Below are 16865 nucleotides of genomic sequence, written 5' to 3' on the forward strand. Positions count from 1 at the left end.
CCGGTCAGCCGGCGGGCAGGTCCCGCAGCCACGGCCGCGTGAGGTCGAAGCGGCGTCCGGAGATCTCGTCGACCTCGATCGCGACGACGACCGACTTCGGGGTGTCGATCCACGGCCGCACCGGGAGGCGCTCGACGACGTAGGCGGCCTGTCCCTCGAGGGTGCGCGCACGGCCGCGGCAGATGACGCTCGTCGCACGCTCGCCGACGATCTCGTCGACCTCGAAGGCGACGTCGGGGTTGGCCGTGACGCCGAAGAGCTTGCTGCCCTCGGCCGTCATGAAGACGATGCGCTCGCCGTCGAGCGCGTAGTTGATCGGTGTCAGGTGCACCTCACCGACGAGATGGAAGGCCAGGCGGCCGAACTCGTGCGTGCGGAGGAAGCCCCAGGACTCCTCCGGGTGAAGGACGTGGACCGGGTTCTGGTCCGACATGGTGACCTCCTCGGGTGCTCGTCGGACGGGCGTCCGACTACTACTGATGGTAGTAAAGATGGTGCCGGACACGCCCGCGCTCGCCGCGAGTCCCGCGTCACACGCACTCCCGCACGGGCGTGCGATTGACTGTGCCCATGGACTTCTACAGCTCCTGGGCCCAGGGCTTCGCCCGCGTCGCCGCGTGCACCCTGCCGATCGTGGCGGTCGACCCCGAGCGCAACGCCGACGCCGTCATCGCGCAGCTGCGCGATCTCGACGACGAGGGCGTAGGCCTCGTGCTCTTCCCCGAGCTGTGTCTGTCGGGCTACGCCATCGACGACCTGCTCCTGCAGGACCCGCTCCTCGACGCCGTCGACGACGCCCTGGCCCGGATCGCCGAGGCCACCGCCGACCTCCGCCCGGTCGTCATCGTCGGCGCGCCGCTGGAGAAGGGCTCGCGCGTCTACAACTGCGGCGTCGTCCTCCACGGCGGTCGCATCCTCGGTGTCGCGCCCAAGTCCTACCTGCCGAACTATCGCGAGTTCTACGAGCGGCGTCACTTCGCGCCCGGCGACGACCAGCGCGGCCAGACCATCGACGTCGCGGGCGACCGGGTGCCGTTCGGCCCCGACCTGCTCTTCCGGGCCACCGACGTGCCGGGCTTCGTCCTGCACGTCGAGGTCTGCGAGGACATGTGGGTCCCCGTCCCGCCGAGCCACGAGGCGGCGCTCGCGGGCGCGACGATCCTCACCAACCTCTCCGGCTCGCCGATCACCGTCTCGCGCGCAGAGGACCGTCACCTGCTCGCCCGCAGCGCGTCGGCCCGCTGCCTCGCCGCCTACCTCTACGCCGCCGCCGGCGAGGGCGAGAGCTCGACCGACCTGTCGTGGGACGGCATGACGATGGTCTACGAGAACGGTGCCCTCCTCGCCGAGAGCGAGCGCTTCCCCGAGGGTGCCCGCGCCTCCGTCGCCGACATCGACCTCGACCTGCTGCGCCAGGAGCGCCAGCGGCAGGGCACCTTCGACGACAACCGCCGCACCCTCGCCGCGCGCACCGACGGCTTCCGCACCGTCGAGCTCGAGCTCGACCCGCCGACCGGCGACCTCGGCCTGCTCCGCAAGGTCGACCGCTTCCCCTTCGTGCCCGACGACGAGGACCGCCTCGCGCTCGACTGCTACGAGGCGTACAACATCCAGGTCTCCGGTCTCGAGCAGCGTCTCCGCGCCATCGGGCAGCCCAAGGTCGTCATCGGCGTGAGCGGCGGCCTCGACTCGACCCACGCGCTCATCGTCGCGGCCAAGGCCATGGACCGGCTGGACCGGCCCCGCAGCGACATCCTCGCCTTCACGATGCCCGGCTTCGCGACGAGCGACCACACCAAGAGCAACGCCATCGCGCTCATGGAGTCGCTCGAGGTCACGTGGGAGGAGCTCGACATCCGACCGGCGGCGACCCAGATGCTCGAGGCGATGGGCCACCCGTTCGGCCGGGGCGAGGAGCTCTACGACGTCACCTTCGAGAACGTCCAGGCGGGCCTGCGCACCGACTACCTCTTCCGCATCGCCAACCAGCGCGGCGGCATCGTCCTCGGCACCGGCGACCTGTCCGAGCTCGCCCTCGGCTGGTGCACCTACGGCGTCGGCGACCAGATGAGCCACTACGGCGTCAACACCGGCGTGCCCAAGACCCTCATGCAGCACCTCATCCGCTGGGTCGTGTCGTCGAGCCAGTTCGACGAGGAGGTGGCCGGCACGCTGACCTCCATCCTCGACACCGAGATCACGCCCGAGCTCGTGCCGGCCAAGGATGGCGAGAAGCCGCAGAGCACGGAGGCGATGATCGGGCCCTACGCGCTGCAGGACTTCACGCTCTTCCACGTGCTGCGCCGCGGCTACCGCCCGTCGAAGATCGCCTACCTCGCGTGGAACGCGTGGCGGGACAGCGAGGCGGGGGAGTGGCCCGCGGGCTACCCCGAGGCCGACCGGACGGCATACGACCTCGCGACGATCAGGCACTGGCTGGAGGTCTTCGTCAGGCGCTACTTCGCCAACCAGTTCAAGCGCTCCGCGCTGCCCAACGGGCCCAAGGTCGTGGCGGGCGGCTCGCTGTCGCCGCGGGGTGACTGGCGTATGCCGTCCGACGCGACGTCGGTGGCGTGGCTGAGCGAGCTCGATGCGAATGTCCCTGAGAAGTAAGGCGATCCGAGTGGCTTCCAGCATCACCGTCCGTGACTTCGACGAGGCCGACTGGCCGCTCGTGTGGCCCGTCATCGAGGAGGTCGTCCGTGCGGGCGACACCTTCCCGTTCCCGACCGACCTCACGGAGACGGAGGCGCGCGGCATCTGGCTCGAGAACGGTCCCGGCGGCCGGGTCACCGTCGCCGTCGACGGCGAGCGTGTCCTCGGCACGGCGAAGATGGGACGCAACCGTCCCGGCCCCGGGTCGCACGTCGCGACCGCGAGCTACATGGTCACGGCAGAGGCGCGTGGTCGTGGTGTGGGCCGCGCCCTCGTCGTCGACTCGCTCGACTGGGCCCGGGAGTCCGGGTATGCCGCCATGCAGTTCAACGCCGTCGTCGCCACGAACACCGGGGCCGTGCGGCTCTACGAGAGCCTCGGCTTCACCGTCGTCGGCACCGTGCCGCGGGCCCACGAGCTCCCGACCGGGGAACGCGTGGGCCTGCGGATCATGCACGTCGACCTCTGAGGTCGCGCGCTCCTCAGCGCGTCAGCACCACCTTGAGGGCTCCGGTGTCCGCCGCGCGGGCGAACGTGTCGTAGGCGTCGAGGAAGTCGGCCATCGGGAACCGGTGCGTCACGAACTGCGCGAGGTCGATGTGGTGGGCGGCCAGGAGGCGGAGCAGGGTCGGCGTCGAGTACGTGTCGACGAGACCCGTCGTGATGGTGACGTTCTTGATCCAGAGCTCCTCCAGGTGCAGGGTGGCCGGGCCGCCGTGGACCCCCACGTTGGCGACGGTGCCGCCCGGACGCACGAGAGCCGCGCACTGCTCGAACGTCGCTGCCACCCCGACCGCCTCGATGGCGACGTCGGCCCCGAGACCCTGGGTCAGGCCCCGGACGATGGCGACGGCGTCCTCGCGGGAGGGGTTCACCGTGATGTCGGCCCCGAACTGCTTGGCCGCCTCGAGTCGGGCATCGGCCAGGTCGATGGCCACGACGTGCGCCGGACTGAAGAGCTTGGCACCCATGATGGCGGAGAGCCCGACCGGGCCGGCGCCCACCACCGCTACGACGTCACCGGGTGAGACCCGGCCGTTCAGCACACCGACCTCGTAGCCCGTGGGCCCGATGTCGGCGAGCATGAGCACTTCCTCGTCAGTCACTCCTTCGGGGACGGCATACGTCGAGGTGTCCGCGAAGGGGACCCGGACGTACTCCGCCTGTGTGCCGTCGATCCGGTGGCCGAGGATCCAGCCACCGCCGCCGATGCACTGGCCGTAGCTGCTCTCGCGGCAGTAGCGGCACGCACCGCACGCGGTGATGCACGAGACGAGCACGCGGTCGCCGGGCTTGACGTTCTTGACGCCGGGTCCGACCTCCTCGACGGTGCCGACGGCCTCGTGGCCGAGGATCCGCCCGTCGGTGACGGCTGCGACGTCACCCTTGAGGATGTGCAGGTCGGTGCCGCAGATGGTCACGGTGTCGACCCTGACGATGGCGTCGGTGTCGGCCTGGACCGTCGGCTTCGGGACCTCGTCCCACGTCTTGCGGCCGGGGCCGTGGTAGACGATCGCGTGCATGGTGCTCATGTCTCCTCCTCGGGCCGCAGGTCAGCGGCGCGGGTCCAGTCCATCGCGCGGACCGGTGAGGAGGTAGGGCCATACGTCCCGGCCCGGGGCGCCGGGACGGGACCTGGGTCCCGTCCCGGCAGGCGGGCGTCAGAGCTCGACGAGGGCCTGGCGCAGCAGCTCGACGAGGGCGTCGAGCTGGAGCGTGTCGCCCGAGGTGATGTCCTCGTCGCTGCCGTCGAGGGCGCGCGCGGCGAGCCCCTGCTTGGCGTCGATGAGCTCGGCGATCTTCGAGTCGATCGTGCCGGACGCGAGGATGCGCCAGGCCGTGACGGGCTCGTCCTGGCCGATGCGGTGCACCCGGTCGATGGCCTGCTGCTGCTCGGCCGCGGTCCACGACAGCTCGGCGAGCACGACGTTTGAGGCGGCGTGCAGGTTGAGCCCGACGCCGGCGGCGGTGAGCGAGCAGACCGCGACCGCGACCTCGGGGTCCTTCTGGAAGGCGTCGATCGCCTCCTGGCGCTGCTTCGAGGTCTGCTCGCCACGGACCGACACGGTGCGCAGGCCGGCCGAGGCGAGGACGCGCTCGGCGGCGTCCATCACGTCGATGTGCTTGGCGAAGAAGACGACCTTGCCCACCGAGTGCGACAGCTGCACGGCGTAGTCGGCGGCGAGCGTCGACTTGGCCTGGCCGATGCGACGCACGAGCGAGAAGACGTTGTCGGTCCCCTTCTCGGCCGACGCGGCGCGCAGCTCCGCGGCGGCGACCCGACGCATGAGCGCGGGGTCGGGCTCGCCGTCCTCCTCGCGTCCGTCGCCGGCAGCCAGGAGGGACCGGTAGCGCTGGGCCAGACGGCGGCCCAGGGCGCGCTCGGCCTCGCGGATCGACCGACCGAGGTCGTCGTCGAGCTCGACGGTGATGTCGGCGATCCGCTTGTCGGGAAGGTCCTTGGCGACGTCGACCTTGCGGCGGCGCACGATGCCCATGTCGATGACGGCGCGACGGGCCTCCGGGTAGAAGGCGCGGTCGGCGGGCGTGTGCCCGGTCTCGTCGAGGCGCCGGGTGATCTCGGCGGTCGGCTTGCCGTCCTTGATCCAGCCGAGGAAGCGCCAGATCGCGTCGAAGTCCTTGACGTCGTTGATGAGCGGCGTGCCCGTCAGGGCGATGAGGAGCGGGTCGCCGCCGGGCGTCGTCGACCGCAGCCGGTCGCCGAGGGCCAGGACCTGCTGGGACCGCTGCGACTGGAGGTTCTTGATGAAGTGGGCCTCGTCGACGACCATCGAGCGGAAGCCGAAGCTCGAGAGCCACCCGAAGTGCCGGTCGAGGATCTCGTAGTTGACGACGAACACGTCCGCGAAGGCGTCGACGTCGTTGCCGTCGCCGTGGATGACGGTGACCCGGCGCTGCGGCGTCCACCGCTCGACCTCACGGGCCCAGTTGATCTTCACGACGTTCGGCACGACGGCGAGCATCGGGTAGGCGCCGGCGATCGAGGCGGCCATGACCGACTGGGCCGTCTTGCCGAGACCGGGCTCGTCGGCGAGCAGGAAGGTGCGGTGGCCCTCCTGGACGCTCTGGAGGAAGCGGGACTGGTGGACCATGAGCTGCGACCCGGGAGGGGAGAAGCGGTCGATCTGCGGGGTCGGCGGCAGGTCCATCGAGGCTGCCTCGCCGCCGGCGCCCTGCTCGAAGGCGCGGTAGAGCGGGCTGAGCAGGTCCCAGCCGGCGAGCCGGTTGGGAAGGTAGTCGCTCTGGGCGCGACCGACGTCGGGCGTCAGGAACGGGTTGGCGAGCGCGCGCGACGGCACCGACTGGGGCATCACCTGGCGGGCCGCGATCTGCGGCGGGACGACCGGCCGCGGGGGCTCGGGCGCCTGGATGACGAGGTCCTCCTCGGCGAGCTCGGCGCCCGACTCGAGGAGCCAGTCGCGGCGCATCTGCTGGGCGGCCGGGCCGGGCTTGGCGTTCGCGTCGAGCAGCGTCAGCAGGCTCGTGTCGCGGGCCGCGATCTGCGCGAGGATCGTCGCGATGCCGTCGAGGCGCTTGAGCAGGTCGGCTCGGGTGGCCGACGGGATCGAGGCGTCCTCGCGGACCCGGGCGCGCTCGGACCGCATGAGCAGGGCCACGACGAGGAACTTGGTCCGGTTCGTCGGGCTGGCCTTGCCCTTGCTCGAGACGCGGGACTCGACCTCGCGGACCCGCCGAGCGAGCACGGGGATGAGCGGCGCAGGGTCGTCCTTGCGCTGGGTGGCCTTCCGCTGACCGTGGTTCTGGCCGTTCTGCCCCTGCTTGGGGCCCTGGCCGTCGGTCGGTCGGCGGCGGACGCGCGTTGCCATGTTCCTCCTGATGACGCGGAGGACGTCGAGCGGGCTGGGCCCCCGGACGACACCGTGCCTGACTGGGTCGGTGTCGGCGGCGGACTCGGCTCGAGTCCCGGTGGACGCGCATCGCGCGCCCCGTGCCCCGAGCGCCGGACCGGCGGTTGCGCCACTGACGGGCGCTTGGGACACCTCGACTCTACAGCCCGGCGGGCGCTGATCGGGTCGTATGCCGCGTGCTGGCCGTGAAGTGGCCGCGCGCTCAGCCGATGTTGACCCCGACGAGCGCGCCGATGGCATACGTCACGCCCATGGCGAGCAGGCCGCCGGCGACGTTGCGCAGGACCGCCCGGGTGGCCGGGCTGCGTCCGAGGCGGGCGCTGACCGCTCCGGTCAGGGCGAGGGCCGCGGCGACGCTGACCACCGTGACGTGGATCCGGATCGAGGCCGGGCTGAAGGTGATGGTGAGCATCGGCAGGATCGCGCCGACGACGAAGGCGAGCATCGAGGCGCCGGCGGCGTGCCACGGGTTGGTCAGCTCGGTCGGGTCGATGCCGAGCTCGGCCTCGGCATGCGCCGTGAGCGCGTCGTGGGCCGTGAGCTCGCGCGCGACCTCGGCGGCCAGCTCGCGGCGCATCCCCTTGGCCTCGTAGAGCTGGGTCAGCTCCTCGAGCTCGCCCTCGGGGTCCTCGTGCAGCTCCTTGCGCTCGAGCGTCAGGAGCGCGCGTTCGGAGTCACGCTGGGTGCTGACCGAGACGTACTCGCCGGCAGCCATCGACATGGCACCGGCGGACAGCGCGGCGATGCCCGCGAGGATGATCGCGGCCTTGTCGGCGGTCGCACCCGCGACGCCGACGACGACGCCGGCGGTCGACACGATGCCGTCGTTGGCGCCCAGGACGCCGGCGCGGAGCCAGTTGAGGCGCGCGCCGACGTTGGCGTCGTGCGGCTCGTCGCGGTCGTGGCCGTTGTCGACGGGCGTGGGCTCGTCGGACGCTCGCACGTCGGACATGGGTGGTGCTCCGATCGAGGGTGAGGCGGTGGGGAGCGGTGCCCGTCGATCGTGGCACCCGCCGGGGACGCTGTCACCGAAGGCGAGGCTCACCTGCGGTGCGCCCGCCCTCCCACGCCGAAAAGAGCGCGCCATCCGGGCGCCACGGCCCGACATGCGCGAGGATCGGGACATGTCGGGCATTGCGGGCGGTCGCGAGGAGGCGGGGGACGACCTCTTCCGCTGGATGGTCGCCGCCTCGCCGGACGGGCTGTGGGTCTTCGACGGCGAGGGGCGCACGATCTTCGCGAACGCCCGGATGGCCGAGCTGCTCGGTCGCGACCCCGACGACATGATCGGCTTCTCGGTCTTCGACGCCGTCGACGACGTCGGCAAGGAGCAGTTCCGCCACCACCTGGCAGAGCTCGCCGCCCAGGGCGAGCCCGGCGACAACATCGAGTGCAGCCTCCTCGACGCCCACGGCAACCGCTTCTGGGCGCTCGTGTCGCACACCCCCCTCCTCGACGACTCGGGCGTGCGGCGTGGCTGGATGCACCGGGTCAGCGAGCACAGCGCCCAGCGCAAGCTGCTCGACCAGCTCGCCGAGGCGCAGTCGATCGCCAAGATCGGCAGCTGGGAGTGGGACGTCGCCGCCGACCGGGTGTCGTGGTCCGACGAGCTCTACCGCATCTACGGGCTGGACCGCACCGACCTCACCCCCACCTACGAGGGCTTCCTGTCCCGCATCCATGCCGACGACCGGGCCCACGTGTCCGAGGTCGTCGGCGCGGCGCTCGTCGCCACGGACTCGTTCGAGTTCGACGCCCGCGTCGTCCGCACGACCGGCGACATCGCCTGGATCCGCGGTCGGGGGCTCGTCACGCGCGATCCCGAGGGACGCGCGATCCGGATGGGCGGCACGACCCAGGACATCACGGAGAAGAAGGACGCCGAGCAGGCGCTCGGCCTCGTCACGGCGATGGCGACCGCCGCCAACGAGTCCGCGACGCTGGACGAGGCGTTGCCCGCGGTGCTCGCCGAGGTCGCCCGCCACACGACGTGGCGCCCGGTGCTCGGGACCGTCGTCGACGCCGAGGGCACCCTCGGCGAGGCGATCCTGCCCCCTGAGGGGACCGAGTCGAGCCGGCTGCCGGTCGAGGTCGGCCTCGACTTCGCGGCCCGTGCCGCCGAGAGCCTGGCCGTCGTGGCCGAACCGTCGCCGGAGGGCTCGACGATCGTCGCCGTGCCGATCGTCCACGAGGGCCGGGTCGCCGCCGTCGTCGTGCTCGACATGCGCAGCGCGGCACCGCCGGTCGAGTCCGACGCCGTGACGATCACCCAGATCACCGCGCTCTTCGCCCGGGTCGCCGACCGCGAGTGGACCGCCGAGCACCTCGCCGCGGCCCGCGACGCCGCCATGGAGGCCTCCCGGGCCAAGTCGGAGTTCCTCGCGACGATGAGCCACGAGATCCGCACCCCGCTCAACGGCGTCATCGGCCTGAGCGAGCTGCTCGGACGCACCGAGCTGACCCCGCACCAGCGGCGGCTCTCGGACGGCATCGACCAGGCGGGCCACGTGCTGCTCGAGCTCGTCAACGACATCCTCGACCTGTCCAAGATCGAGGCCGGCCGGCTCGAGCTGGAGTCCGTCGACTTCGACCCGGCCGCGGTGCTCGAGCGCGGCGTCGCCCTGCTCGCCGAGCGGGCCCGGGCCAAGTCGCTCGACCTCTCGGTGACCCACGGTCCGGACGTGCCGTTCATGGTCTCGGGCGACCCGGTGCGCTTCGGGCAGGTCGTCGCGAACCTCACGACCAACGCCGTGAAGTTCACCGACTCCGGCAGCGTCGTCATCCACCTCACGCTCGACCACGTGACCGACGCCGGACCGGTGCTGCGGGTCGAGGTCACCGACACCGGGGCGGGCATCGCGCCCGAGGTGCGGTCCCGGCTCTTCGAGTCCTTCTCCCAGGGCGACTCGTCGACGACCCGTGAGTACGGCGGCACCGGGCTGGGCCTGGCCATCAGCCGGCAGATCGTCACGGCGTTCGGCGGCGAGATCGGCGTCGAGAGCGAGCCGGGAGAGGGCAGCACGTTCTGGTTCACGGCGGCGTTCGAGCCGGCCTCGGCCCGCAGCGTCGGCCGCTCCGAGACCCAGGCCGCCGCCGTGTCGGGGCTCCGGGCCCTCGTCGTCGGCTCCAACGTCCCCCACCGCGTCCGTGTCGAGGAGCAGCTCTCCGCGTGGTCGATGTCGGTCACGTCGGCCGGCTCCGGCGTCGACGGCCTCGTCCAGCTCGACCGGGCTCACCGAGGGGGCACCCCGCTCGACGTCGTCGTGCTCGACGACCCGGGCTCGGGCGCCGGTGGGCTCCAGGTCGCGCGGATGATCCGTTCCGACGAACGCTTCGCGGGCGTACGCGTCGTGCTCGTCTGCGCGCACGTCCCGCCTCCCGACGTGGCCACGCTCAAGGAGGCCGGCGTCGACGCGACCCTCGCGGCGCCCGTCATGCCGTCCTCGCTCTTCGACGCGATGGCCGATGTCGCCGGTCGACACCTCGTGCCCGAGCCGCTGGCGGCCAGGTCCGTCGTCGCGCCGCCTGGCCCTGACGCGCACCTCGGCACGGTGCTCGTCGTCGAGGACAACGAGGTCAACCAGCTCGTGGCGCAGGGCGTCCTCGAGAGCCTCGGCTACGCCGTCGTGCTGGCCCGCAACGGTGTCGAGGGCGTCGCCGCCCACGCCGCACGCGGAGACGACGTCGTCGCCGTCCTCATGGACTGCCAGATGCCCCAGATGGACGGCTACGAGGCGACGCGGGCGATCCGGGCCCAGGAGGAGCCGGGCCACCGGCTCCCGGTCATCGCGATGACCGCCTCGGCCATCGCCGGCGAGCGGGAGCGGTGCCTGCAGGCGGGCATGGACGACTTCCTGACCAAGCCCATCGACGTCGCGCTGCTCGCCTCGACCCTCCAGCGCTGGACCGGCTCGGGACCCGCGCCACGCCCGCGCCCCCTGGCGGCTGCCGCGACAGCGGGCGGCTCGGACGTGCTCGACCTGGGCCGTCTCGACGAGCTGCGCGACCTCGAGCCCGGCGACCCTTCGATGCTGCTGCGCTTCATCGACCGCTTCGGCTCGGGTGCCCGCCAGCGGCTCTCCGACCTCGTCGACGCGCGCGCCGAGGGCGATGCCCAGACGCAGGGCCGGATCGCCCACGGGCTCAAGGGAACCGCTTCCAACCTCGGGGCCTCGGTCCTCGCCGGCCTGTGCCAGCAGGTCGAGGACCTCGGGGCCGAGGGACGCCTGGCCGACGAAGCCCTCGTCGCCCGGGTCGAGGACGAGGTCGACCGGGCGGCGAGGGCGCTCGAGGAGTACGCGGCAGCGCTGCGTGGCTGATCAGGTCGTCGTGGTGCTGCCGGACGAGCTCGAGTCGTCCTGGCCCGGGTCCTGGCTCGGGTCCTGGTCGGAGAACGGGTCGATGCCCTGACCGAGCTGCTGGAGCAGGTCCTGGGGGTCGAGCTGGCCCAGCTGGTTCGGGTCGATGCCGCCCAGTCCGCCACCCGGCACGCCGTTCTGGAGGTTGGGCAGCTGCTGCGGGGTCGTGCCCTGCTGGTTGGGGTTCTGGTTCGTCAGGCCCTGCTGGCCCCCCGGGAACTGGAAGCCGCGGCCACCGCCCGGACCGCGGAAGCCCGTGTCACCACCCGTCGACCCGGCGGGCATGGCGGCCGCGGCACCGATGGCACCCGCAGACGTCAGCACGAGCGCGAGCCCGGCGGTCACCGCCGTCTTCTTCGCGTTCCACCGGGGCCCGTCACCGGTCGCCGCCACGCCGGCCGGCTTCTCGCGGACCGCCCTCTCGCGGACCGGCAGGCCGGTGGGTGAGAGCGGCACGTCGGGACCGGCGAGGGGGGCCGCGGTCCCCGGCGACACGGCATACGCGTACGGCGTGGCCGGTGGCGTCACCGGCATCTCGGTCGTCGTCGCCGACGGGAGCTGCTGGGTGTCGTCGGCGGGGTGGGCGGCCGGCGCGTTCGGGTCGAACTGCGGCAGCGCGGGCGTCGGCTGCGACGCCGGGACCTGTGGCGTGGACTCGTTGCTCATGGGGCCAACGGTCGGGCGGCTGCCTGTGCGGGTGCTGTGGCGCAGCCATCGAGCCGCTGGGACTTCGGGACAGTCATCCCACAGGATTCGCACAGGAAGGTACTGGTCACAGCACAGGCCCAGGGGTTTCACTGGATGACATGAGCGAGAAGACCAAGCCCGCAGCGGCGCGACTCCAGCGACTCGACGGCTCCCCGGTGCGGGTGCTCGTCGTCGACGACGAGGCCAACCTCACCGAGCTGCTCGGCATGGCCCTGCGCTACGAGGGCTGGGAGGTGCGCGCCGCCGGCACCGGCATGGAGGCCGTGCGCGCGGCCCGCGAGTTCGACCCCGACGCCGTCGTGCTCGACATGATGCTCCCCGACTTCGACGGCCTCGAGGTGCTGCGACGCATGCGTGCCGACAACAGCAACGTGCCCGTCCTCTTCCTCACCGCGAAGGACGCCGTCGAGGACCGCGTCTCGGGTCTCACCGCGGGTGGCGACGACTACGTCACGAAGCCGTTCTCGCTCGAGGAGGTCGTCGCACGCGTCCGTGCCCTCATGCGCCGCACGACCATCGCCGTGTCGGCGTCCGACTCGGTGCTCGTCGTCGGTGACCTCACCCTCGACGAGGACAGCCACGAGGTGATGCGCGGCAGCGAGGAGATCCACCTGACCGCAACGGAGTTCGAGCTGCTGCGCTACCTCATGCGCAACCCCAAGCGGGTCCTCTCGAAGGCGCAGATCCTCGACCGCGTGTGGAACTACGACTTCGGCGGCCAGGCCAACGTCGTCGAGCTCTACATCTCCTACCTGCGCAAGAAGATCGACGCGGGTCGCGAGCCGATGATCCACACCATGCGAGGAGCTGGGTATGTCCTCAAGCCGGCCGCCTGAGGCGGGCACCGAGCTGCCGAGCCGCGCGGACCTGCCCGACGACGACGGCGCAGGTGCGCCCGACATCTTCCCCGAGGGTGTCGGCTTCCGTGACGAGAGCGACGACCCGATGACGTATGCCGTCCAGGCACCCGCCGCAGACACGCCGCGTCCCGGGGCCGGCGTGGACGAGGACGCCGATGCCCGGGTGCCGCTGGGCCGGCGGCTCGCCGACGCCCGTGACCAGGTGCGTCCGTGGTCGGCCTGGACGCTGCGCGCCAAGCTCGTCGCCTCGATGCTGGCGCTCTTCACCGTCCTCAGTCTCGCGACCGGGGCCTTCACGGTCGTCGCCCTCGACCGCCAGCTGACCGGGCAGGTCGACGACCAGCTCCACGAGTCGTTCTCGCGCATCCTGAGCGGGGGGCCCCTCCCCGACTTCAGCGTGAGCGGGGACGACGAACGGCGCTTCGGAGGCCCGGGCGACGAGGGGCTCAACGCCTTCCTCCCCACGAAACCGACGAGCCTGTTCCCGACGGACGTCGGGAAGGCGACGTCACTGGACAAGCAGCCGACCAACCTCACGGCGTCGCAGCTGCAGCTCCTTGCCGGGGCGGGGCTCGGTCCCAACGCCACGGACATCGACCTCGGTGGGAACCTCGGGACCTACCGCGTCATCGCGACGTACCAGACGCTCCGGCCGAGGGGGAGCCTCCCGACGTCGCCTGACGCGTCGCCGGGTGTCCTCGTGGTCGGACTGCCGATGGCGCAGCAGCAGCGCACCGTCCAGCAGATGGTGGTCCTCGCGATCAGCACCGTCGCAGCCGGCCTCATCCTCGTGGCCCTCATCGGGACGTGGCTCGTGCGACGCAACCTCGAACCGCTCCGTCGACTGGCCGCGACGGCGACGAAGGTCTCCCAGACCCCGCTCGACTCGGGCAAGGTCGCGCTCGCCGAGCGGGTCGACCCCGCCGACACCGACACCCGCACCGAGGTGGGGCAGGTGGGCGCCGCCTTCAACGAGATGCTCGACCACGTCGACGAGGCGCTCAACGCCCGCCACCAGAGCGAGCAGCGGGTGCGGCAGTTCGTCGCCGACGCCTCGCACGAGCTGCGCACGCCGCTCGCCTCGATCAAGGGCTACGCCGAGCTGTCGCGTCGCGAGCCCGACCCCGTCCCGCCGACGGTGACCCACGCGATGGGCCGCATCGAGTCGGAGGCCGACCGGATGGGCTCGCTCGTAGAGGACCTGCTCCTGCTCGCGCGTCTCGACGCCGGCCGTCCTCTCGAGCAGGCCCCGGTCGACATGTCGATGCTCGTCATCAACGCCGTGAGCGACGCGCACGCGGCCTCGCCCAGCCACCGCTGGGAGCTCGACCTGCCGCCCGAGCCCGTCGAGGTGACGGGTGACGGTGCACGTCTGCACCAGGTCGTGGCCAACCTCCTCGCCAACGCGCGGACGCACACCCCGGACGGCACGCGCGTCACGACGTCGGTGCGCCCCGAGGGTGAGTGGGTGCGGGTCGCCGTCCACGACGACGGCCCGGGTGTGCCGGATGCCCTGCAGCCCAACGTGTTCGAGCGCTTCGCCCGTGGCGATGACGCGCGTGTGCGGGACGGGGGCAGCACTGGTCTGGGTCTCTCGATCGTCGCTGCGGTCAGCAAGGCGCACGGCGGTCGTGTCGAGCTCGACAGCCGACCCGGCGACACGACCTTCAGCCTGCTCCTCCCCGCCGCCACCTGACGCGCCACGGCGTCGCCCGGAGCTCATGCCCGCACCAAAGTCGGGACATAGCAACCGCACAGTCCCGGGTTCGACGGTAGGGACATGGACACGATGACCCTCACCACCACGGGCCCCGCGGGCAGCACCGCGCCGGCGCCCGTCGGGCCGGCGGACGCCCGCCCCCAGACCACGCAGCCCGCCAGCCGTGCGGGTCGTCCCGGCCGGCTCCAGCGCCTCTGGCGCGGAGCCGACGCCGACCCGTCGTGGGCGCGCCCCGCGCTCCTCGGCCTGCTGCTCGTCACGCTCGTGCTCTACACGTGGAACCTGACGGCGAGCGGCTACGCGAACTCCTTCTACTCCGCGGCCGTCCAGGCGGGCAGCGACAGCTGGAAGGCATTCTTCTTCGGCAGCTCCGACGCCGCGAGCTCGATCACCGTCGACAAGCCGCCGGCCTCCCTGTGGGTGATGGCCCTCTCGGTGCGGCTCCTCGGTCTCAGCTCCTTCGCGATCCTGCTGCCGCAGGCGCTCATGGGTGTCGCGACGGTCGGCGTCGTCTACGCGACGGTCAAGCGCCACTTCGGCGCGGCGGCCGGACTCATCGCCGGTGTCGTCCTCGCGTTGACGCCCGTCGCGGCGTTGATGTTCACCTTCAACAACCCCGACGCGCTCCTGACGCTCCTCATGGCGCTCGGCGCCTGGGCCACGATCAAGGCGATCGAGCAGGCTTCGCCGAAGTGGATGATGATCGTCGGCGTCTTCGTCGGCCTCGGCTTCCTCACCAAGACCCTCCAGGTCCTGCTCGTCGTGCCCTTCTTCGGGCTCGCTTACCTCGTCGCGGCCCCGACGACGCTGCGCAAGCGGATCGTCCACTCGCTGCTCGCCGTCGGCACCATGGTCCTCTCGGCCGGCTGGTGGGTCGCGATCGTCGAGCTCGTGCCGGCCTCGGCCCGTCCCTACATCGGTGGTAGCCAGACCAACTCGTTCCTCGAGCTGACCTTCGGCTACAACGGCCTCGGTCGCCTCAGCGGTGACGAGACCGGCTCGGTCGGCGGTGGCGGAGCGACCGCAGGTGGAGGCATGTGGGGCTCGACGGGCCTCTTCCGGATGTTCTCCTCGAGTGTCGGCGACCAGGTCTCGTGGCTCATCCCGAGCGCGCTGATCCTGCTCGCCGCCGGCCTCTGGCTGCGCGGCCGTCGCCCGCGCACCGACCTGCGCCGCGCCGCCTACCTCGTCTGGGGAGGCTGGCTCGTCGTCACGATGCTCGTCTTCTCCTTCATGGCCGGCATCTTCCACGAGTACTACACGGTGGCGCTGGCCCCCGCGATCGGTGCGGTCGTCGGCATGGGTGCGGTCGAGGCCTGGCAGCGCCGTTCGAGCGCGGTCGGCACGATCGCCCTCGCGGCGGCGACCGCGGCCGCCGCGACGTGGAGCTTCATCCTGCTGTCACGGACGACGGCCTACGGCGACTGGCTGCGCATCTCGGTCCTCGCGGTCGGCATGGCCGCCGCCCTGCTCATCCTCGCGACCCGCTGGATGCACGCCCGCGCCGTCCCGTTCGTGCTTGCCGCGGCCCTCGTCGCGGGCCTCGCCGGCCCGGGTGCGTATGCCGTGTCGACCACGGCCCAGGGCCACAGCGGGTCCATCGTGACCGCCGGACCCGCCGGACCCGCCGGCTCCAGCCGCGGCCCCGGTGGTGCCGGCGGCCCGGGCGGCACGCCGCCGCAGCTGCCCGGCCAGACCGGCACGACCCAGCAGGGCGCCAACGGCACGACGCAGGGCGGTCCGCAGACGGGTGGGGCCGGTGGCGGCATGGGCGGTCTGCTCGACGCCTCGACGCCGAGCACGGCAGTCGTCGCGGCCCTCTCGGCCGATGCCGGAAGCTACACGTGGGTCGCCGCAGCCGTCGGATCCCAGACGGCGGCCGGTCTGCAGCTCGGCACGCAGCTGCCCGTGATGGCGATCGGAGGATTCAACGGCTCCGACCCGAGCCCGACGCTCGCGCAGTTCCAGCAGTACGTCGCGAACGGCCAGATCCACTACTTCGCCGGTGGCGCAAGGGGATTCGGCAACCAGAACGGTGGCAGCAGCGCCTCGTCGGAGATCAGCTCGTGGGTGCAGGCGAACTTCACCCCGGTCACGATCGACGGCTCGACGTTCTACGACCTGACCCAGCCCCTCCAGTGACGACGGTGACGACGGTGACGAGCACGTCGGACTCCGCGCCGGTGTCCCGAGCCCGCCTCTCGCAGCAGGTCATCCGCTTCGCCGGCGTCGGAGTCGTCTCCACCGCCCTGCACCTCGGCCTCTTTGCGGCCCTGGTGCGGGGCGGTGCCCCGTCCCAGCTGGCCAACGGCGTTGCCCTCGTCATCGCCACGGTCGTCAACACCGGCCTCAACCGGGCCTGGACCTTCGGGGTGTCGGGGCGCCGCAACCTCGTGACGCACCACGGTCAGGCTCTCGTCATCTTCGCGATCACGTATGCCGCCACGACCGTCGCGCTCGCGGTGCTCGGCGCGCTCGCACCGTCCGCGGGGACGCTCGTCCAGACCCTCGTCGTCGCCGTGGCCAACGTCCTGTCGACGGCGCTGCGGTTCGTGGCGATGCGCCGGTGGATCTTCCGCACACCGGCCGGCCCGACGGACCGCCACGACCCGGCATACGCGAGCAGTGGTGTGCTCGAGAGCCCGCCGGGCGAGCACTGACGGCGGTCCGTCGG

General features: G+C 72.0%; 12 protein-coding genes. 7 read left to right on the forward strand and 5 right to left on the reverse strand.

Annotation, left to right across the window (positions count from 1 at the left end; genetic code table 11):
• Positions 1-4: 4 nt before the first annotated feature.
• Positions 5-433 (reverse strand): pyridoxamine 5'-phosphate oxidase family protein, encoded by a 429-nt coding sequence (locus H283_RS0103405; protein ID WP_020142116.1) that lies wholly within the window; start codon positions 431-433, stop codon positions 5-7.
• Positions 434-570: 137 nt separating this feature from the next.
• Between H283_RS0103405 and H283_RS0103410 the strand changes: the two genes are divergently transcribed.
• Both H283_RS0103410 and H283_RS0103415 read left to right on the forward strand, forming a co-directional pair.
• Positions 571-2613, forward strand: a complete 2043-nt coding sequence (locus tag H283_RS0103410; RefSeq protein WP_020142117.1) for an NAD(+) synthase — start codon at positions 571-573, stop codon at positions 2611-2613.
• A 10-nt stretch (positions 2614-2623) separates the two neighbouring features.
• Complete coding sequence (locus H283_RS0103415; RefSeq protein WP_020142118.1) at positions 2624-3124, forward strand: GNAT family N-acetyltransferase; 501 nt, start codon at positions 2624-2626, stop codon at positions 3122-3124.
• Between the two features lie 13 nt (positions 3125-3137).
• Here the strand turns inward: H283_RS0103415 and H283_RS0103420 are convergent, their stop codons facing one another.
• From H283_RS0103420 to H283_RS0103430, 3 genes are all read right to left on the reverse strand, one after another.
• Positions 3138-4178, reverse strand: coding sequence for a zinc-dependent alcohol dehydrogenase family protein (locus H283_RS0103420; RefSeq protein WP_028785300.1), 1041 nt, complete (start codon positions 4176-4178; stop codon positions 3138-3140).
• Between the two features lie 138 nt (positions 4179-4316).
• On the reverse strand, positions 4317-6503 hold the full coding sequence (locus H283_RS0103425; protein WP_020142120.1) for a DEAD/DEAH box helicase: 2187 nt from the start codon (positions 6501-6503) through the stop codon (positions 4317-4319).
• 244 nt (positions 6504-6747) lie between these two features.
• Entirely contained in the window at positions 6748-7497 is a 750-nt protein-coding gene (locus H283_RS0103430; protein ID WP_020142121.1) for a VIT family protein, read from the reverse strand.
• Positions 7498-7669: 172 nt separating this feature from the next.
• Between H283_RS0103430 and H283_RS26465 the strand changes: the two genes are divergently transcribed.
• Positions 7670-10864: a response regulator gene (locus H283_RS26465; protein WP_020142122.1), complete on the forward strand. Its 3195-nt coding sequence runs from the start codon at positions 7670-7672 to the stop codon at positions 10862-10864.
• Here H283_RS26465 and H283_RS0103440 read toward each other — a convergent pair whose 3' ends face one another.
• Complete coding sequence (locus tag H283_RS0103440) at positions 10865-11569, reverse strand: hypothetical protein (RefSeq protein WP_028785301.1); 705 nt, start codon at positions 11567-11569, stop codon at positions 10865-10867.
• 140 nt (positions 11570-11709) lie between these two features.
• Between H283_RS0103440 and H283_RS0103445 the strand changes: the two genes are divergently transcribed.
• The 4 genes from H283_RS0103445 to H283_RS23920 all read left to right on the forward strand — a co-directional run bounded on the left by H283_RS0103445 (position 11710) and on the right by H283_RS23920 (position 16851).
• Complete coding sequence (locus tag H283_RS0103445) at positions 11710-12447, forward strand: response regulator transcription factor (protein WP_020142123.1); 738 nt, start codon at positions 11710-11712, stop codon at positions 12445-12447.
• A complete protein-coding gene (locus H283_RS0103450) occupies positions 12425-14167 on the forward strand; it encodes a cell wall metabolism sensor histidine kinase WalK (protein WP_020142124.1) in 1743 nt (580 codons plus the stop codon). Before H283_RS0103445 ends, H283_RS0103450 begins: the two co-directional genes overlap by 23 nt.
• Before the next feature lie 84 nt (positions 14168-14251).
• Entirely contained in the window at positions 14252-16333 is a 2082-nt protein-coding gene (locus H283_RS0103455; protein WP_020142125.1) for a glycosyltransferase family 39 protein, read from the forward strand.
• A 14-nt stretch (positions 16334-16347) separates the two neighbouring features.
• Entirely contained in the window at positions 16348-16851 is a 504-nt protein-coding gene (locus tag H283_RS23920) for a GtrA family protein (protein ID WP_196805897.1), read from the forward strand.
• The last annotated feature ends 14 nt before the right edge of the window (positions 16852-16865 follow it).

This window comes from Terracoccus sp. 273MFTsu3.1, assembly GCF_000383675.1.
Classification (GTDB): domain Bacteria; phylum Actinomycetota; class Actinomycetes; order Actinomycetales; family Dermatophilaceae; genus Terrabacter.